The 16,846-nt window shown below is 65.6% G+C and carries 18 protein-coding genes and 2 riboswitches; of the genes, 6 read left to right on the forward strand and 12 right to left on the reverse strand.

Features of this window, described 5'->3' with window-relative positions; genetic code table 11:
* The first annotated feature begins 236 nt into the window (after positions 1-236).
* Positions 237-650, forward strand: a complete 414-nt coding sequence (locus RE429_RS12125) for a hypothetical protein (RefSeq protein WP_414471022.1) — start codon at positions 237-239, stop codon at positions 648-650.
* 195 nt (positions 651-845) lie between these two features.
* Here the strand turns inward: RE429_RS12125 and RE429_RS12130 are convergent, their stop codons facing one another.
* The 4 genes from RE429_RS12130 to RE429_RS12145 form a co-directional block, all read right to left on the reverse strand.
* Positions 846-1,616 carry a TSUP family transporter gene (locus tag RE429_RS12130; protein WP_414471023.1) on the reverse strand — a complete coding sequence of 257 codons (771 nt, stop codon included), beginning with the start codon at positions 1,614-1,616 and terminating at the stop codon, positions 846-848.
* Positions 1,617-1,773: 157 nt separating this feature from the next.
* Positions 1,774-2,523 carry a type I methionyl aminopeptidase gene (map, locus tag RE429_RS12135; RefSeq protein WP_414471024.1) on the reverse strand — a complete coding sequence of 250 codons (750 nt, stop codon included), beginning with the start codon at positions 2,521-2,523 and terminating at the stop codon, positions 1,774-1,776.
* Positions 2,524-2,698: 175 nt separating this feature from the next.
* Positions 2,699-4,024: an ArgE/DapE family deacylase gene (locus RE429_RS12140; RefSeq protein WP_414471025.1), complete on the reverse strand. Its 1,326-nt coding sequence runs from the start codon at positions 4,022-4,024 to the stop codon at positions 2,699-2,701.
* 304 nt (positions 4,025-4,328) lie between these two features.
* On the reverse strand, positions 4,329-5,804 hold the full coding sequence (locus RE429_RS12145; RefSeq protein WP_414471026.1) for a PLP-dependent aminotransferase family protein: 1,476 nt from the start codon (positions 5,802-5,804) through the stop codon (positions 4,329-4,331).
* A gap of 137 nt (positions 5,805-5,941) precedes the next feature.
* Here RE429_RS12145 and RE429_RS12150 point away from each other — a divergent pair, with 137 nt between their 5' ends.
* Positions 5,942-6,727: a YggS family pyridoxal phosphate-dependent enzyme gene (locus RE429_RS12150; protein WP_414471027.1), complete on the forward strand. Its 786-nt coding sequence runs from the start codon at positions 5,942-5,944 to the stop codon at positions 6,725-6,727.
* Positions 6,728-6,803: 76 nt separating this feature from the next.
* On the forward strand, positions 6,804-7,706 hold the full coding sequence (locus tag RE429_RS12155; RefSeq protein ID WP_414471028.1) for a dihydrodipicolinate synthase family protein: 903 nt from the start codon (positions 6,804-6,806) through the stop codon (positions 7,704-7,706).
* A 49-nt stretch (positions 7,707-7,755) separates the two neighbouring features.
* On the opposite strand, the gene RE429_RS12160 is transcribed toward RE429_RS12155, so the two are convergent.
* From RE429_RS12160 to cobD, 6 genes are all read right to left on the reverse strand, one after another.
* The gene (locus RE429_RS12160; protein ID WP_414471029.1) at positions 7,756-8,136 is read right to left on the reverse strand and encodes a hypothetical protein; all 381 of its coding nucleotides are present in this window, start codon (positions 8,134-8,136) and stop codon (positions 7,756-7,758) included.
* 354 nt (positions 8,137-8,490) lie between these two features.
* Positions 8,491-9,201: a CbtA family protein gene (locus tag RE429_RS12165; RefSeq protein ID WP_414471030.1), complete on the reverse strand. Its 711-nt coding sequence runs from the start codon at positions 9,199-9,201 to the stop codon at positions 8,491-8,493.
* Between the two features lie 11 nt (positions 9,202-9,212).
* Positions 9,213-9,398 (reverse strand): CbtB domain-containing protein, encoded by a 186-nt coding sequence (locus tag RE429_RS12170; protein WP_414471031.1) that lies wholly within the window; start codon positions 9,396-9,398, stop codon positions 9,213-9,215.
* A 32-nt stretch (positions 9,399-9,430) separates the two neighbouring features.
* Positions 9,431-9,629: riboswitch (cobalamin riboswitch) on the reverse strand.
* Positions 9,630-9,675: 46 nt separating this feature from the next.
* Positions 9,676-9,960 (reverse strand): hypothetical protein, encoded by a 285-nt coding sequence (locus RE429_RS12175; protein ID WP_414471032.1) that lies wholly within the window; start codon positions 9,958-9,960, stop codon positions 9,676-9,678.
* 52 nt (positions 9,961-10,012) lie between these two features.
* A complete protein-coding gene (gene cobF, locus RE429_RS12180; RefSeq protein WP_414471033.1) occupies positions 10,013-10,774 on the reverse strand; it encodes a precorrin-6A synthase (deacetylating) in 762 nt (253 codons plus the stop codon).
* Positions 10,771-11,817: a threonine-phosphate decarboxylase CobD gene (cobD, locus tag RE429_RS12185; protein ID WP_414471034.1), complete on the reverse strand. Its 1,047-nt coding sequence runs from the start codon at positions 11,815-11,817 to the stop codon at positions 10,771-10,773. Before cobD ends, cobF begins: the two co-directional genes overlap by 4 nt.
* A 12-nt stretch (positions 11,818-11,829) precedes the next feature.
* On the opposite strand from cobD, the gene cbiB reads away from it, so the two are divergent.
* A complete protein-coding gene (gene cbiB / locus RE429_RS12190; protein ID WP_414471035.1) occupies positions 11,830-12,816 on the forward strand; it encodes an adenosylcobinamide-phosphate synthase CbiB in 987 nt (328 codons plus the stop codon).
* Here cbiB and RE429_RS12195 read toward each other — a convergent pair.
* Together RE429_RS12195 and cobO are read right to left on the reverse strand one after the other, a co-directional pair.
* Entirely contained in the window at positions 12,803-14,257 is a 1,455-nt protein-coding gene (locus tag RE429_RS12195) for a cobyric acid synthase (RefSeq protein ID WP_414474182.1), read from the reverse strand. The genes cbiB and RE429_RS12195 overlap by 14 nt on opposite strands.
* A gap of 11 nt (positions 14,258-14,268) precedes the next feature.
* A complete protein-coding gene (gene cobO / locus RE429_RS12200) occupies positions 14,269-14,874 on the reverse strand; it encodes a cob(I)yrinic acid a,c-diamide adenosyltransferase (protein WP_414471036.1) in 606 nt (201 codons plus the stop codon).
* 126 nt (positions 14,875-15,000) lie between these two features.
* Positions 15,001-15,190, forward strand: a riboswitch (cobalamin riboswitch).
* 196 nt (positions 15,191-15,386) lie between these two features.
* Between cobO and RE429_RS12205 the strand changes: the two genes are divergently transcribed.
* Positions 15,387-15,782: a DUF1636 family protein gene (locus RE429_RS12205; protein ID WP_414471037.1), complete on the forward strand. Its 396-nt coding sequence runs from the start codon at positions 15,387-15,389 to the stop codon at positions 15,780-15,782.
* Positions 15,783-15,808: 26 nt separating this feature from the next.
* Positions 15,809-16,846 carry a cobalamin biosynthesis protein CobW gene (gene cobW / locus RE429_RS12210; RefSeq protein ID WP_414471038.1) on the forward strand — a complete coding sequence of 346 codons (1,038 nt, stop codon included), beginning with the start codon at positions 15,809-15,811 and terminating at the stop codon, positions 16,844-16,846.

Here is a 16,846-nt window from a genome sequence, read left to right on the forward strand (position 1 = left end):
GCCAGCCTTTCGGCAAAGGCCATCTTCGGCCGGACATGGTTAAGGAATGGCAAATTTAACGAAACCGCGAAGGCGGCTCGGCTGCTCCGCGAGGCTGCTACGGCATCGGACGTGACATCGAACCCATAATCCGATGCTGTCAGTCTCTTTATGAGCATCTTTTCGCGGGGAAGCAGGTCGCTCGAACAATCGGTTGCGTTGCGCGACGAGGACGATAGATGAGACATATGCTTCCAATGCGACAAACAGGCTTTTCCGTTCTTCTCACGCTGACGGCAATCACGACGCCGATTCAAGCCATATGGGCGCAAGGCAGACTGGATGAGGGCCCGTTCGCTCCTGCCGAGATGATCCCCGAGAGCCCCGCCCGCTGCCCTGAAATCAAAGATGTGATCCGAGACGTGCCGACCCCGTCCGGATTGGACCGGATCGACTTCAGTGCGGCCGGCGCTCTCAGCCTCGTGCACTTCGACGGCGTGCTCGCCTATATGGGAATCTGCGCCGAGCCGGACGCGAAGGTCCTCTGTGTGACCTACAGCACGAACGATCTGAAGGTCGGCGAGACCGTGATCGTGACCGGAAGCTATCGCAAGATGGCCGAGAACTTCGTCGTTCTGGATCCGTGCCTGACCCGTCGGCCGGAACCATAGTTCCCGGCCCGGAGCGGCCTTGCACACATCCTGACGGGATCAGCAGAGCACTCCATGGCTCGAACTTGTCTTTTTTCCTACGGCCGACCGGGCCGCCGCCATTGTCGCCTCATTGTCGCCTGCCACGGTGCGCGCGAGGAGCTGGCCCCCCTGTCGCGCCACCCGGGTCATGACTCCAGCGGCACCTCCATGCCGTCATGGATGACTTCCCCAAAGGTGAATGACGGCCGGTGCAATGAGAGACACGCCTGAGAGGAACAGGAGGAGGAACACGATGCGCCGCATCGTGGCGGGTGACAATGGCGGCGGCCAGCGGCGAGCAGCGAAGGTCGCGCCCATCACGGCCGGAATGGCCACAAGCCCGGACAGGGTCGAATTCGATGGAATATTGCCGGACACCTCCACAAGACCGATGCGGAATACCGCGTTCAGGGCGAAAACCGTGACCAGGGTTTCGCGCACCTTCACAAGCGGCATCGGCTGACGATAGAAATGATAAACGAGAGGCGGGCCGGCGGTTGAGAACATCCCGCCCATCAGACCGGCAATTCCGCCGAAAAACAGGAATGATCCATGGCCGGAACGCTCCGGAAGCGGCTCAGGCTTTCGTGCCAGTTGCAGGCTCGAGACGACGATCACCAGACCGAGGACGAGGCGCAGAAAATCGACATGGCTCCCAGCCAGCCATTCAAGCAACCAGTAGCCGACGAACAGCATCGGAACGCTCGCCATCATGACGAGGCGGAACTGAGACCACGCCACATCGCGCCAGCCCTTCAGGAGCATCTGCGTGGCATTCACGAGGGTCAGCATGCTCACGATCAATGCCGCATCGGGCAGAGACAAGAGCCCCGTGAGACCGACCCCGCCCATGGTGATGAGGCCGAAGGCGAAGCCCGTCAGGGTTTGCGCATACGCAGCGGCGCCCGTCAGGATCAAGAAGCCAATGAGCACCGAAAGGGACATCCGTCGTGGTCTTCCTCAAACTTGCGAACAGCCCCGGAAACGGAGCCCGCGTGATCGAACAATTGCGCGCGGCCCGGCGGAGATCGGCGCGCCCGCCGGGAGGCGTGCAACTTCAGGTACGGAACAGGGGAAATCTCGGGCCACGGCCCTGGTGGTCTCAACCGGCCATTGTCACGATCAAAGGTCCGCTTCGGGTTGCGACGACGGTATGTTCGTACTGAACGGTCGGGGCTTCGGGACTGCTATAGAGCGTCCATGGATCATCGCCATCCTCGGCCCACTCCGCGCCCAGGGACAGGAACGGTTCGACGGTGAACACCAGGCCGTCGCTCATGATGCGACGCTCGGAGGAGTCGGGCCAAGTTGCGATCTCGGTCGGCTCCTCATGGAGCGACAAGCCGACACCGTGACTGGCAAGGTTTCTGACGAGGCTGTAACCGTTTTTCCGCGCGAAGCTCCCGATGGCCTGACCGATGCCTGCCATCGGTTTGCCGGCCCCGACCTGCCGCAGGCCCGTCCACATGGCCCGCCGGCCATCCCGGCAAAGACGTTCGATCGCGCGGGTGACGGGCGGAACCGCGAAGGAGGCTCCCGTATCCGCGAAGAAGCCGTTCTTCTCGGCCGAAACGTCGATGTTGACCAGGTCGCCCCGCTCGATCCGCCGGGCCCCCGGGATGCCGTGAGCGATCTCTTCGTTCACGCTGATGCACGTCGCCCCGGGAAAGGCGTAGGCCAATTCCGGAGCCGGCCGCGCCCCGGCCGATTCCAGCAGCTTTCGCCCGATCCGGTCGAGGTCGGAGGTGGTCATGCCCGGCTCGATCGCTTGTCCCATCGCCTCGAGGGTGTTGGCGACGATACGCCCGACCTCCTTCAGGCAGTCGAGGTCGTTTTCATTCGAGATTGTCATATCAGGCTCTTCCGAAAGCCAGGACATAGCGCTTATGGACCCGACTGACAAACGAATGCGCTGAAACCGGACGGGCTTGGTGAGGCCCCCGCACGCCGAACGGAGACGTCCCGGGGACGTGCTTATGCCCAGCAGAGGGGCATGCCGTCCGCTCGTCGGTTCGGTCTGCGTGGGATCATTGCCCGGCTGTGCCAGTCCTGCCGGCCTTCATGCGGACCCCGCACCAGGAGGCGGCGAACAAGGCGATGGTCTTCGTCGTCCGCAGAAGAGACGACAGGGATACCCGCTCGTCGACCGCGTGAATGTTCTCGGTCACCGGTCCATAAACGAGAGACGGTATTCCCGCGTGGACCGAGTAGACGGCAGCGTCCAGGTAACAGGCCATCACGTAGGACCCGAGCGGCTCCCTCCGGGAAGGGTGGGCGAGCCGATGAGCGTCGGCCAACATCGCCTCGGCATCCGATCCGGGGGCCAGGACGTAACCCGCATGCATGACGCCGACCCATTCCACGGTCGGGGCCGGGCCACGGGATAGGAGAGGATCATCCGCAATCGCGCCGGCGATGAAGTCTTCGAATTCCCTTGCACGCGCCTGGGGACCGTCACCCGGATAAAAGCCGATGCGGCCCTCGAACCTGCAGCTCGACGGAACCGATGCGATCCATTCGCCGCCGGATATCGTCCCGATGGTGAGGGCAGCGGGATTTTCGACGTCCTCGAAGAAGGCGCGCTCGGCCTGCTCGGCGTTCCATCGCGCCTCAAGCTTTTTCAGAAGGTCGATCAGCCGGATCGCTGCCTCGATTGCGCTGACGCCGCTGCTGACCTCGCGCGGGTGCGCCGGGGTTCCGTATACGGTGATACCGAACTTGATGACGCCGGAATTGGCGCGGACGAGCTTCTCGTCGGTCGGTTCGGGGATGAGGACCAGATCGGCGAGACGGCCGTCCGCCAGCGCCATGGCGGCCCCGTTCCCGGTGATCTCCTCCTCGATGACCGAGTGGATCTGGACCGGCGCCGCGAGCTCGAGACCCGCCGCTTCGATGGCGTCGAGCGCGAAGATCGCGGCTGACAGACCGGCCTTCATATCGCCCGAACCGCGCCCATAGAGCCAGTCGCCGTTCCGGATCGGTTCGAAGGGCGGGTATTGCCAGCGGGCCGGGTCGCCCGCGGGAACCACGTCGACATGGGCGTTGAGGATCAGCGAACGGCCTTCGACTTCAGGCGGGTTGCGGGTTCCGATCAGGTTCCACGAGCCGCTCAAGTCCATGGTCATTGGAGAGAATGCCGGGTGCTTGCCGATCAGCGCGGGATCGATGGGCAGACGGCTGACCTCGTAGCTGCGTGCGAGAAGGGCGGCCTCGACGAACTCCTGGACGGCCGTCTCCTGCCCTCGCAGGGATCGATGGCGGACGAGACCGGACAGAAATTCGATCTGCGCATCGAACTTCGCCTCGACGGCATGGAGAATGCGATCGCGCACGTCCTGCTGAATCATTGTCATCGTTCAGGAACCACAAAAGTTATACGGTTTTCCGCCCGTTCAGGCTCGGATGCCCCGCTGAAATGCGTCGGTCTCAGGAGTTGACCTGTGCTGCCGGGCAAGCACGATCGTCTTCTCGAAGTTAATGTTTCCTCAAGCGAAAGGCTCTCGGTAGATCAGCGAGCCGGCAGAGAATATCTCTTTTCTCGCCTCGCGAATCCGAGAATCTCTCTGCAAAATCGCCCGGGAGAGCGCGTTCAGTGCAACACGTTCTCACGACGGGAACTTCGTTGAGAGGTTCGCACGCGGGCAAGAGGCGCGCCGTTCAAGCGCGCGCCCGCACCTGCCCGAAGGCCTCGGCCAGAAGATGGACGCCTCTCTCGATCTGCCGTGTGTCCAGGGCGGAATATCCCAGCATGAGGCTGACGTGATCGACCAGGACAGCGTCCGCGCCCGAATCGTAGAGCGGCGCGATGGAACGCACGCCAACTCCGACGCGGCGCGCGGTCTCGATGAGGTCGGGCTCGAGGCGTCGCGGCACGTCCGGGAACCGCACGACGATGTGGAGCCCGGCATTCGCGCCCTCGACGGCGATTCGGTCCCCGAACGTCACGCGCAGCGCATCGAGGAGCGTCCGGCGCCGTTCGCCATTGAGGCGGCGCATGCGGCGCACATGGCTTTCATAGACCCCGCCTTCGATGAGCGCCGCCAGTGCCTCCTGCTCGGTGGCGGGCGAATGCCTGTCGGTCAATCGCTTGGCCCGTGCGAAGGCATCCTGCAAGCCGTGAGGGACGACCAGATAGCCGATCCGCAGGGTCGGCGAGAGTGTCTTGGAGATGGTCCCGAGATAGATGACGTTGTCACTGTCCTCCAATCCGTGCAGCGGCGGAACCGGATTGATGTCGTAGCGGTACTCGCTGTCGTAATCGTCCTCGATCACGCAGGCGTCGTGCTGCCGCGCCCATTCGATCAGCCGGTGGCGGCGCGGGATCGGCATCACGCCTCCGAGCGGGAACTGGTGCGAGGGCGTGACGTAGGCCAGCCGCGCGCCGGTTCCGGCCAAAAGGTCCGTCCGCAGCCCATCGTCATCGACGGCAATCGGAACGGGTGAGGCGCCCGTCGCGGCGAAGATCTGCCGGGCCATGGCATAGCATGGGTTCTCGATCACGAAGCGGTCGCCCGGATCGAGGAACAGGCGGGCGCACAGGTCCAGCCCCTGCTGCGAGCCGTTGACGATGATGATCTGCTCCGGATCGCAGCGCAGCGTCCGAGATCGCCAGAGATAGCCCTGCAAGGCCGTGCGCAGCCGTCGCGATCCCTGAGGATCGCCATAAGTCAGGCGCTCCGGTCGCCGCGCCATGGCCGCGTTGATCGCGCGTTTCCAGAGTGCCGCCGGGAAATCCGATGGCGCGAGATCGCCGTAGCGGAAGTCGGCGATCAGCGTGCCGGCCTCTGTCCTGCCCCACGGCGCCGCGGTGCGGATACGCTCCCCATAGGCAGAAAGACGGATCGGCCGCGCGCTCTTCGATGGCTTGCGGCAGACGTCCCTGTCGACCACAGCCGACGCGACACGCGGCCGCCTCCCCTGGCGGACCGTGATGAAACCTTCGGCCAGGAGTTGTTCATGGGCGGCTGTGACCGTCGTCCTGGAGACGCCCAGTTCGAGCGCGAGGGCGCGCGACGACGGCAACGGCCCATCCGTTCCGAACACGCCGCCAAGGATCTGGTCGCGCAGCGCTTCGTAGATCTGCCGCGCTCCGATCCCCTGGCGATATCCGCTGCCCATTGTCGACTGGACCATCAATTTTGCCGCAAACTGGACGTTCTGTATGGGCCAGTTTGCCGTTATTCGGAGAGAATTCCAAGGGGGCTCCGCCGGTCCATATGCGGCGACGTCATGCAACCTGAAGCCGACCAGCGGCAAGCGATGGAGGCATCGTGACACACGACGACGCGACACTGTCGCCCGACGATATCGAACGCTTCGGCTCCGACCCGCTCTCCTCTTTCCGCGCCAATCTGGCATCGGTCGAGGAGCGCATCGCACGCGCCTGCGAGCGTGCCGGACGGGAGCGCGCCTCCGTGCGGCTCCTTCCGGTCACGAAGACGGTACCGGCCCATATCCTGCGGTTCGCCTTCGAAGCCGGCATGTCCTCCTTCGGCGAGAACAAGATCCAGGAAGCCGTTTCGAAGCGCGAATCCTTGAGCGATCTCGCCATCGACTGGAGCATCGTCGGACATCTCCAGACGAACAAGGTCAAGGTCCTGACCCGGTTCGCCCATGAGTTCCACGCGCTCGACAGCCTGCGGTTGGCCGATCTCCTCAACGAGCGGTTGGAGCGCGAGGATCGCTTCCTCGACGTCTATGTGCAGGTCAACACCTCCGGAGAGGAGAGCAAGTTCGGCCTGCATCCGGACGCGCTCCCGCCGTTCGTCGAGTCCCTGGACAGGTTCCCGCGCCTGAGGCCGCGCGGGTTGATGACGCTTGCGCTGTTCAGTTCCGACATGGCGAAGGTGCGGCCGTGCTTTACCCTGTTGCGCCGGCTGCGCGACGAGGCCGTCCGACGCAACGGCGCGCTGACCGAATTGTCCATGGGCATGTCCGGCGACTACGAGGAAGCGATCGAGGAAGGGGCGAGCGTCGTGCGCGTCGGCCAGGCGATCTTCGGACGGCGCCCTACTCCCGACGGCCATTACTGGCCCGGCCTCGGGGGCAACGCGTGATGCGGGTGATCTCCATTCAGGGCTTGCCGACCGACCGCTACCCCTTCCTATTCGTCAGAACCATGGACGTTGCATCATGAGATTCCCCAGCGGCCTGTCCGCCTTTCCGATCACCCCCGCCGATCATGCCGGCCGCGTGGACGAAGCCGCGCTGCGACGGCTGGTGGGCCGCCTGGTTGCGGCCGACGTCGATTCCATCGGCCTGCTCGGCAGCACGGGCACCTACATGTATCTGACCCGCGACGAGAGGCGCCGCGCCATCGAGGCAGCGCTGGACGAATCCTCCGGCTGGGTTCCGGTCATTGCCGGGATCGGCGCGTTGCGCACCGACGAGGCGGTCGCGCTCGCCCGGGACGCCAAGGACATCGGTGCGGCGGCTGGCCTGCTCTCGGCGGCCTCGTATACGCCGCTCACCGACGACGAGGTGTTCGAGCATGTCTCGGCCGTGGCGCGCGGGAGCGGACTGCCGATCGTGATCTATGACAATCCGGGCACGACGCATTTCAAGTTCACTCCGGACCTCGTCGGCCGCCTCGCCGGGGTGCCGGGCATCGTTGCGATCAAGAACCCCGGTGTCGGTGCGGATGACACGGCGCAGCACCTTGCCGGACAGCGCGCGATCCTCCCGCAGGACTTCTCGATCGGGTGCAGTGCGGATTGGACGGCGGCGGAGACCATGATCGCCGGTGCCGACACGTGGTACAGCGTCCTCGGCGGCCTGTTGCCCAGTGTGTGCCTGAGGATCGTCAGGGCCGCCCGACAGGGCGACGCCGCCGAGGCGCGCCGGCTCGACGGCATGCTGGAACCGCTTTGGGACTTGTTCAGGCAGTACTCGAGCCTTCGCGTCGTCTACGCGCTCGCCGATCTCCTAGAGATCTGCCGCACCGAGCCGCCACGGCCCATCCTGCCGCTTTCCGCCCCGGCGAAACGCCACGTCGCCGATACGCTGGCGCGCCTGCCGGCGGATATCCTCGCGTGATCGGCCCCTCCCCCATGACGGCAACCCGCCGCGCAGCTCCGCCGGGCTCTTAAGCAGACGCAGGAGCAGGTCCGGCATCACGCCTGGGAGATGGCCCGGATCGGCGCTGAACTGGATCCGCTCCTGCCGCACCCGCCGGAAGAGCCAGCCAGGGTCTGGGCACAGTTTGTCCAGGATCCGCCTGAGGGGAAGTCGGAATCACCCGCTCGTGCCGGGCGATGGCGTCCAGGATGAGCCGGCGGTGGTCCTGCCAGAGCACCATGGTCTCTTCCAGCAGGCGCAGCAGGTCCCTGGCCGTGGTGCTATCCCGGCCATGCTCGGTTATCCTTTGGATCAAGGCGATCTGCCCGGCGACACGCTGCTCGCCCGCCACGAGGTGCCGATCCGCCAGGATCAGATGTGCGCGCTCTCGGTCGAGGTCACCGGTCATGGCGACTCTCCTCAGCCATTCAGGCGGGAGCGCACATCTCTCTCAGCCACCAGCGCCTGTGAGGTCCGACATGCTGGTGATGACGCCAGTATGCGCTCTTTTCGATCAGCCGTCCAAGTTTGATCCCGAATGTCCAGCGATCCGTTTGCGGAACACCCGCCAAGCTCGATTGATGGTCGTCTTTGCGTCAAAAGATGCTCGAAATCATCGACTTCCGGCACCGGCTGCAATCCCAAACGGGGGTTCCACATTTCACGTCCGATGCTCAAAGGCCTCCTGAAACGGCAACAGCACCCTTTAGGGGTGCTGCGCGGAGGCTGGCGAGCGATTGCGGGCGCCGAAACGCCCGCAACGTCATGCCATGGGTTGAGCGCGCGAACGCGCGAAACCGGCAACGCCGCCGAGAACGACCCAGAAAACGAGACTGGTCACCGACGCCATGACGATGAACTCATGCGCCAACGCGTGCGGGACGGGAGACTCGAAGCTCTCGGGTTGAGGCGCGCCCACGAGATGCGGAGCCACGATGAGCGCGACCGCCAGAACGGCAAGCGGCAAGGATTGCTTGAAGACGAGGAGGGCGAGCCCGATGCCGGTCGCCAGAACCGTTGCAACCCACCAGACCTGACGCTGACCGAGTTCCGCAGCGGGCATCGCTGGGAGTTCGGGCGGAAGCCCGAGGCCGGGCGCGAGCGTGAACACAGCAAACCCCGCCAGCCCCCAGAAGATTCCCTGACGCCAGCCGGTCAACCCGCCTCTCAATTCCGAGGCGGCCACGAGCAGAAGCGCGAAGCCGATGGCCGTCACGACATTGGCGAGAGCCGTATAGGCGGAGCGCTCGAAGCCGTCCTTCGGCGCCCAGCCCTCCTCGTCGTGATCGTGCGTGTGAGGGATAGCCGCCGCGTTCGGCGCGGCGGCATGATCGTGGGCAGGCTCGGCTCCCTCGAAGGTTTCCGCTTTCAGGATCAGGGGGACGGTGCCGGCATATTGCATGGCCGTCATCGCGAGGCCCGCCGCAAGACCTGCAAGAGCCGCGATGAAGACGATGTTACGGAAGATTGCCATCACTCGAACCCTTAATGGCAGGGGAACGCGAGCGAGTGGCGAACGTCGTGCGCCGCATTGTGGATGGCCTCGATATGCGAGAAGCCCGCGATCCCGACGACGAAGAGACCGAGGAATGCGGCGAGGCCGATCTGCGCGAGCCGGGACGTTGCGGTCGCCGACGACGGAATCGGAAACGAGGTCTGGTGAGTGCTCATGAGCTGTCCTTTGTCCTCCACCCGAGGACTTCGAGAGGTTTGTCGACGCCGGCAGGTCTCCTGGCTCACGGATCAGCGCGCTTCCTCTTGCCTTCCCGGGTGTATCCCAGTGGCGCAGCGAGGAACGCTCTCCGCCTACAGTTGCGGGGGCAGCCACGGCATTGGGCGAAAGACGCCCGCACCGTATTCCCTTGCTATCCCAAAAAAGGGACCGGCATCTTAGCTATAACCCTCTTTCATCAAACCACAAGGGTGCGAAAGCAGACCTGGCTCTCCCTCACGGGTCGGCAACCATCGCAAGCGCCCGCCGGATATCGCGGCTCGTCAGGTGGAAATTCTGCTCCGCGGGCATGTCGACCCGGCTCATCTTGACCTGAGCCGCCCGTTCGAAGGCGTCGCGGTTCGTCCGGAAATACGCTTCGCAGATGTCCCGGCCGCCCTCCCCGCTCAAGGAGCGGAATGCCAGCCGGTGGATGAAGCAGAAGCCTTCGTGCCCGCGTGGCCGGAACGCCAGGGCATCGACGTCGTGCCGCCATATCGGGCCGTCATGTCGGGTCGTCATGCGCCATGTCGCCTCGGAATATCCGACCTCGGGATAGTCGACTCCGGCGCCCTCATGCTCCGCCCCTCTTCAGGAGATAGATGTCCATGATCCAGCCCTTCTTCTCCCGAAGGGTCCGACGGACCTCCTCGATCCGGTCTTTGACCTCTTCAACGGGACCGGCGATGATCGTCTCGTCCGGCATCCCGACATAAGCCCCCCAGTAGATATGGGAGTCCCTGGCCGGGGCCGACTTGAAGCTGTTCTCCCCGTCGAGCATGACCACGATGCTGTCGGCATCGCCCGCACGGCCTTGGGCGAGCTTGCGCCCCGTCGTGATGTGAACCGCCTCGCCGATGTCGTTCAAGGGGATCTTGTGGGCGGCCGCCAGCGCCTGAACGCTGCTGATTCCCGGGATCACCTCGTAGTCGAAGCTCACCCTGCCCTGCGCCAGGACGTGATGGAGGATTCTGATCGTGCTGTCGTAGAGCGCGGGATCGCCCCAGACGAGGAAGGCACCGCATTCGTCCGGCCCCAGTTCGTCGCGGATCAGGCCCTCGGAGACGGCGGCCCTCGCCCGGTGCCATTCCTCGACGCCGTGCCGGTAATCCGCCGACCGGGCGTCGCGCACGGGATTGCGGGCGCGCACGATGCGGTAATCGGGATCCTCGATGAAGCGCCGGCAGATGTCCTCGCGCACATCGATGAGTTCGCCCGCAGCCGCTCCCTTGTCGACCATGAAGAAGACATCGACCTCGTTGAGCGCCTTGATGGCCTGAATGGTCATGTGATCGGGATTTCCCGACCCGAGGCCGATGACGTAGATCTTTCTCATGCAAGGCCCTCTTCGCGATTGGGATGCGCCGCGCTCGTGCTTCGTCCGGCGAAACCGGCAAAGGCCGCTTCCAGGCGCAGCCAGTCCTCATCGGAGCCCGGCAGTCCGAAGCGCAGGCGGTGCGGATCGTCCTTGAAACGCCGGATCCAGATTCCACGCTCCCCGAGATGGGCGAAGAGGCTTGCTGCGGCAGGGCTCTCGACCATCCGGTAGAGCGTCGTTCCCACCGAGGCCGTTCCGAGCGCCTGCCGCAGGAGCGCGTCGAGCCGACCGGCATCCCTCGCCCGCGCCGCGGCGGCGGCAAGCCGCCATCGGTTGTCCCGCAAAGCCATTCTCCCCACCTCGATGGCAGGCCCGGTCACCGCCCAAGGCCCGAGCGCCTCCCGCAGGAGGCCGGCCACGACAGGCTGCGCGACGGCAAATCCCAATCGTATCCCCGCAAGGCCGTAAGTCTTTCCGAACGAGCGTAGAACGATGGTCCCGTCGGGGAGAGACGGCACGATCGTTTCACCGGAATCGAAATCCGCGAAGGCTTCGTCCACCACGAGCCAGCCGCCGCGTCGATGATGCCGCGCCGCCAGCTCGACCAGCGTTCGCCGCGGAAGAAGCCGGCCGTCGGGGTTGTTGGGGTTGACGACGACGAGAACATCCGCGTCGCGGCCGTCATCGGGCGTGACGATCTCCGCCACCTCATGCCCTGCGCCGCGCCAGGCATGCGCGTGCTCGGCATAGGTCGGCCCGATGACGGCAACCTTCGAGCGCGGCCGCAGGTGCGGCAGGAGGCTGATGAGGATCTGCGTGCCCGGAGCGGCCACGAGTCCCCCCGTTTCCGTCGCTCCATAGGCCTCGGCGGCGGCGGCTTCCAGATCCGCGTGGGCGTCGGGCGGAGGCAGCCGCTCGAACGAGGACGCTGGCAAGGCAGGCAGAGGATACGCTATGGGGTTGATTCCCGTCGACAGGTCCACCCACGGCTCGGGTGCATCGGGAAACAGCCTTCGGGCTTCTCCGAGATTTCCGCCGTGCAGGATCCGTGTCTCAACCATTCGATTCAACCCATGTCATGGTCCGATAGCTTCCTGGTTCTGGTCCTCGCCCTCGCGGTGGAGGCGGCATTCGGCTATCCCGGCCGTCTTTATACGCGGATCGGGCACCCCGTCACCTGGATCGGGAGGCTGATCAAGGCGCTCGACCGCTCCTTCAACCGCGAAACCTGGAGCGCCGGCCGACGCCGCGCCGCGGGCCTCCTCGCCCTTCTCGTGCTTCTCGCCGTGACAGGCCTTGCGGCTCGGTCCATGGAATTCGCACTCGCAGCCACGGGTCCGATCGGATTCTGCGCCATCGCGGTTCTGGCCAGCAGCCTTCTGGCGCAGCGCAGCCTTCACGAGCATGTGGCGGCCGTCTCGACAGGATTGCGGGAGCACGGGATCGAAGGCGGGCGTGCGGCCGTCTCGATGATCGTCGGGCGAAACCCGCAGAGCCTCGACGAGGCCGGTGTCTCCCGCGCCGCCATCGAGAGCCTTGCCGAGAACTTTTCCGACGGCATCGTCGCCCCGGCTTTCTGGCTCGGCATCGGCGGCCCGACCGGCGCCGTTCTCTATAAAGCTGCGAATACCGCCGACAGCATGATCGGACACCGCACGCCCCGGCACGAGGCCTTCGGCTGGGCAGCCGCGCGCTTCGACGACCTGGTGAACCTGCCGGCCTCGCGCCTGACCGCCCTTCTCATCGTCATCGCCGCCGCCCTGAACCGGAACGCCTCGCCGCGTGCGGCTCTGCGCGCTCTGTTTCGGGATGCTCGCCATCATCGGTCGCCCAATGCCGGATGGCCCGAGGCCGCGATGGCGGGCGCCCTCGGCCTGCGGCTTGCCGGACCGCGCATCTATGGGAATGTACGCGTCGAAGACCGGTGGATGGGCGACGGACGCGCCGACGCGACGGCGCAGGACATCGACCGGGCGCTCGTCCTCTATCGGACAGCCTGCACCCTGCTGTTCGGGCTGGCCCTGACCATCCCGATGCTGATCTGGCTTATCGCAAGCTGAGTTCCAGAAGCCGTTCGCAATCCAGGTGTTTTTCCAGATGGTCGGCGAAGCGGTCGAGGATGTCGTCCACGAGCGCCTCGTAGGCCAGATCGCTCGGCTCGGCTCCGACAAGCCGGAGCCAGCGGGCTCTTTGGCGGTCGTCGGCGAACAATCCGTGGACGTAGGTTCCCGTCACCCGCCCGTCCGCCGAGACGGCGCCGTCGAGACGACCATCCTCCAGCCGGGCGAACGCCTGCACCGACACGCTCTGCCGCGACGTCTCGCCGACATGCATCTCATAGCCCGACAAGGGGATCCCGTCCGGGATCGTCGTTCCCGTGACGGCCTCCAGGCGTTTCGTTTCCGTGAGCGTGCTGGCCACGTCGAGAAGCCCCAGCCCCTCCACGGAACGGCCCGCCTCTCCCTCGATCCCGAACGGATCGTCGATCCGCCGTCCCAGCATCTGATAGCCGCCGCACAGGCCGAGGACCCGCCCTCCCCGGCGGCAATGGGCCTTGATGTCGATGTCCCATCCCTGGGCGCGGATGAACAGCAGATCGTCGATGGTGGTCTTGGAGCCGGGCAGGAGGACGAGCGCCGCCTCCGCCGGAAGAGGTTCGCCGGCCTCGATCAAGGCGACCTGAACGCCCGGCTCTTCACGCAGAGGATCGAGATCGTCGAAATTGGAGATCCGCGGTGTCACCGGCACGGCGATCAGAACGGAGCCTTCGTTCGGCCCGGCTCCGGCCCGACGAAGGCCGAGGCCGTCCTCCGCCGGAAGGCGTTGGGCATCGGGAAAGTGCGGCACGAGCCCGAGCGCGGGCCAGCCGGTGCGCTCCGCGATGAAGCGCATTCCGTCGTCGAACAGCGCCGTGTCTCCCCGGAATCGGTTGACGATGAAGCCGCGCACCATGGCGGCATCGGCCTCGTCGAGCACCGCCCTCGTGCCGACAAGGCTCGCGATGACCCCGCCCCGATCGATATCGCCGACGATGACGACCGGCACTCCGGCGGCGCGGGCAAAGCCCATATTGGCGATATCGCCGGCGCGCAGATTGACCTCCGATGCGGAGCCTGCGCCCTCGACGAGGACGAGGTCCGCCTCTTCGCCGAGGCGGGCGAAGCTGTCGAGCACGGCGGCCATCAGGCGCGGCTTCCAGGACTGATACTCCCGGGCCCTGGCGGTTCCGACGCGACGCCCCTGCACAACCACCTGCGAGCCGGTTTCGCTCTGGGGCTTGAGCAGAACGGGATTCATGTGAACGCTCGGAGGCACGCCCGCGGCCCGCGCCTGGAGCGCCTGGGCGCGGCCGATCTCGCCGCCGTCCGCGGTGACGGCCGCATTGTTCGACATGTTCTGCGGCTTGAACGGGCGGACCCTGAGGCCGCGCCGCGCGAAGACACGGCACAGGCCCGCGACGAGGAGCGACTTGCCCACATTCGAGCCGGTCCCCTGCACCATGAGCGCGCGCATCAGTACTCGATGCCTTCCTGCGCTTTGACGCCGGCCGCGAAATGGTGCTTCACCAGGGTCATCTCCGTCACGAGATCGGCCGCTTCGATCAATTCCGGCTTCGCGTTGCGCCCGGTCACGACGATGTGGAGATCCGCTCTTCGCCGCCGCAGCGCCACGACGACATCGCCAAGGGGCAGGTAGTCGTATCGCAGGGCGATATTGAGTTCGTCGAGGACCAGAAGGCGGATGTCCTCGCGGGCCATCAGCTCCTGCGCCTTGCTCCAGGCCCGCTCGGCGGCGGCCACATCGCGGGCGTGGTCCTGGGTCTCCCAGGTGAATCCCTCACCCATCGTATGCCACTCGATCTGGTCGGAGAACCGGTCCAGGGCGAGACGCTCGCCGGTTTCCCAGGCTCCCTTGATGAACTGGACGACGCCGACGTTGAAGCCCCGCCCCAAGGCCCGCAGCATGAGCCCGAAGGCCGCCGTCGACTTGCCCTTGCCGGGCCCGGTATTGACGATGAGGAGCCCTTTCTCGACCGTCTTCGAGGCGACCTCGCGGTCCTGGACTTCCTTGCGCTTGATCATTTTGGCGCGATGGCGCGCCTCTTCATCCGGGGTCATCGGGTCCTGCATCCGTATGAGAAGCCCGCACCATGACGAGCACGGGCGAGGAATTCAAGGTATGCTCATCCTCGGACGAAGGCTTGCCCATCCTCGGAGGAAGGCTTGAAAGATGGCCTCCGCCCCGGTAAGCATGGTGACGACGGTGCCCCGGCAACGGGGTGAAAAGGGAATGCGGTGAGACACCGCGGCTGCCCCCGCAACTGTGAACGGCGAGCCTGCGCTCCACATGCCACTGGGAAGAGGTCCCGGGAAGGCGGCTGCGCAACGCATCGACCCGTGAGCCAGGAGACCTGCCGTCGTCAACAGCTTCTCTCGGGTCTGTCGGACGGGGTGTGCCGACGGTGACCGTAGTCGAACGATTCGCGATCGTTCGGTTCCGTCCGTGGAAGCCCAACCGGCCTTCAGGTCTCCCGACGGAGAGATACATGCCTGCACGCGTTCTGCCCAAACCCTGCTTTCTTGCCAGAACCCATTTTGTTGCCCTGCCCGGCGCGATGTAGCCGAAGTCCATGGCTCCCGATTCCGAAGAGATCTGCCTGCACGTCTGCGTCACCTGCCGTGAGGCCGGCGGCCCGGACGACACGGCGCTCAGGCCCGGCGCGCTCCTTCACAAGGCGTTGACCGAAGCACTCGCTCGCCCGGACGCCCCGAAGGTGCGAATCGAAGCGGTCGAGTGCCTCTCCGTGTGCAAGCGCCCCTGTACGATCGCCGTGTCCGGACCCGACCGGTGGACCTATGTCTATGGTGATCTGAGCTCCGAAACCTCGGTCGAGGCCATCCTCGACGGATTGCGCCGCTATGCGGCAACCTCCGATGGTCTCGTGCCCTGGCGCGAGCGGCCGGAGGTTTTCCGAAAGGGCGTCGTGGCCCGCATTCCCCCTCTCAAGACCAACAGCGCGGCTTGATCGAAGCTGCTGAAAGGTTCGCCTCCATGAGCGATCTGACCAAGATCCCCTGCACCATCGTGACGGGTTTTCTCGGCGCCGGAAAAACCACTCTGGTGCGTCACCTTCTGGAGAATGCCGGCGGCCGTCGTCTCGCGGTTCTCGTCAACGAGTTCGGCGATCTCGGATTCGACGGCTCCTTCATCGAAGGCTGCGGCATCGAGGGCTGCACGCAGGAGGACATCGTGGAGCTGCCGAACGGTTGCCTGTGCTGCACGGTGGCGGACGATTTCGTGCCCGCCCTGAACACCCTTCTCAACCGGCCGAACCCGCCGGAGCACATTCTCATCGAAACCTCGGGCCTCGCCCTGCCGAAGCCCCTGGTGCGGGCCTTCAACTGGCCGGATATCCGCTCGCGCGTCACGGTCGACGGCGTGATCGCCGTGGTGGACGGCCCGGCCGTCGCCTCCGGCGCCTTCGCGGAGGATCCCCAGGCGCTGGAAGCCCAGCGTGCCTCCGACAGCTCGGTCGATCACGAGAACCCGCTGGAGGAGGTCTTCGAGGACCAGCTGCTCTGCGCCGACCTCATCCTCCTCAACAAGACCGACCAGATGGCATCGGGCGACAGGGCGAAGGTTCTCGCCGCGATCGACGAACATCTGCCGCGCGCCGTGAAAGTGATCGAGACAGCGCATGGCAGGATCGATCCGGCCGTGCTGCTCGGCCTGGGCGCCGCCGCCGAAGCCGATCTGGAGGCACGCCCCTCCCATCATGAGACGGCCGACGATCACGACCACGACGATTTCGAGAGCGTCGCGATCCCGGTCGGTCCTGTCGCGACGCCGGAAGCGCTCGTCGCCCGCGTGGAGCGCGCGGCGGAGGCGGCGGGCGTGCTGCGCATCAAGGGCTTCGCACCGGTCGACGGCAAGCCGATGCGCCTCGTCGTCCAGGGCGTCGGTCAGCGGATCGCCCATCACTTCGACCGGCCCTGGAAATCCGGCGAAGCGCGGGACGGGCGCATGGTGGTGATCGGCCTCAAGGGCTTCGACGTGAAGGCCGTCGAGTCCGCTCTGCGCAACGGGTGA

The sequence above is a fragment of the Microvirga sp. M2 genome (assembly GCF_047497095.1).
In the GTDB taxonomy this organism is placed as follows: domain Bacteria; phylum Pseudomonadota; class Alphaproteobacteria; order Rhizobiales; family Beijerinckiaceae; genus Microvirga.

Excerpts from the sequence above, each read along its gene's own strand:
- RE429_RS12125 (WP_414471022.1), top strand. The coding sequence starts at position 237 with ATGCGACAAACAGGCTTTTCCGTTCTTCTCACGCTGACGGCAATCACG.
- RE429_RS12130 (WP_414471023.1), bottom strand. The coding sequence starts at position 1,616 with ATGTCCCTTTCGGTGCTCATTGGCTTCTTGATCCTGACGGGCGCCGCT.
- map (WP_414471024.1), bottom strand. The coding sequence starts at position 2,523 with ATGACAATCTCGAATGAAAACGACCTCGACTGCCTGAAGGAGGTCGGG.
- RE429_RS12140 (WP_414471025.1), bottom strand. The coding sequence starts at position 4,024 with ATGACAATGATTCAGCAGGACGTGCGCGATCGCATTCTCCATGCCGTC.
- RE429_RS12145 (WP_414471026.1), bottom strand. The coding sequence starts at position 5,804 with ATGGTCCAGTCGACAATGGGCAGCGGATATCGCCAGGGGATCGGAGCG.
- RE429_RS12155 (WP_414471028.1), top strand. The coding sequence starts at position 6,804 with ATGAGATTCCCCAGCGGCCTGTCCGCCTTTCCGATCACCCCCGCCGAT.
- RE429_RS12160 (WP_414471029.1), bottom strand. The coding sequence starts at position 8,136 with ATGACCGGTGACCTCGACCGAGAGCGCGCACATCTGATCCTGGCGGAT.
- RE429_RS12165 (WP_414471030.1), bottom strand. The coding sequence starts at position 9,201 with ATGGCAATCTTCCGTAACATCGTCTTCATCGCGGCTCTTGCAGGTCTT.
- RE429_RS12170 (WP_414471031.1), bottom strand. The coding sequence starts at position 9,398 with ATGAGCACTCACCAGACCTCGTTTCCGATTCCGTCGTCGGCGACCGCA.
- RE429_RS12175 (WP_414471032.1), bottom strand. The coding sequence starts at position 9,960 with ATGACGACCCGACATGACGGCCCGATATGGCGGCACGACGTCGATGCC.
- cobF (WP_414471033.1), bottom strand. The coding sequence starts at position 10,774 with ATGAGAAAGATCTACGTCATCGGCCTCGGGTCGGGAAATCCCGATCAC.
- cobD (WP_414471034.1), bottom strand. The coding sequence starts at position 11,817 with ATGGTTGAGACACGGATCCTGCACGGCGGAAATCTCGGAGAAGCCCGA.
- cbiB (WP_414471035.1), top strand. The coding sequence starts at position 11,830 with ATGTCATGGTCCGATAGCTTCCTGGTTCTGGTCCTCGCCCTCGCGGTG.
- RE429_RS12195 (WP_414474182.1), bottom strand. The coding sequence starts at position 14,257 with ATGGTGCAGGGGACCGGCTCGAATGTGGGCAAGTCGCTCCTCGTCGCG.
- cobO (WP_414471036.1), bottom strand. The coding sequence starts at position 14,874 with ATGACCCCGGATGAAGAGGCGCGCCATCGCGCCAAAATGATCAAGCGC.
- RE429_RS12205 (WP_414471037.1), top strand. The coding sequence starts at position 15,387 with ATGGCTCCCGATTCCGAAGAGATCTGCCTGCACGTCTGCGTCACCTGC.
- cobW (WP_414471038.1), top strand. The coding sequence starts at position 15,809 with ATGAGCGATCTGACCAAGATCCCCTGCACCATCGTGACGGGTTTTCTC.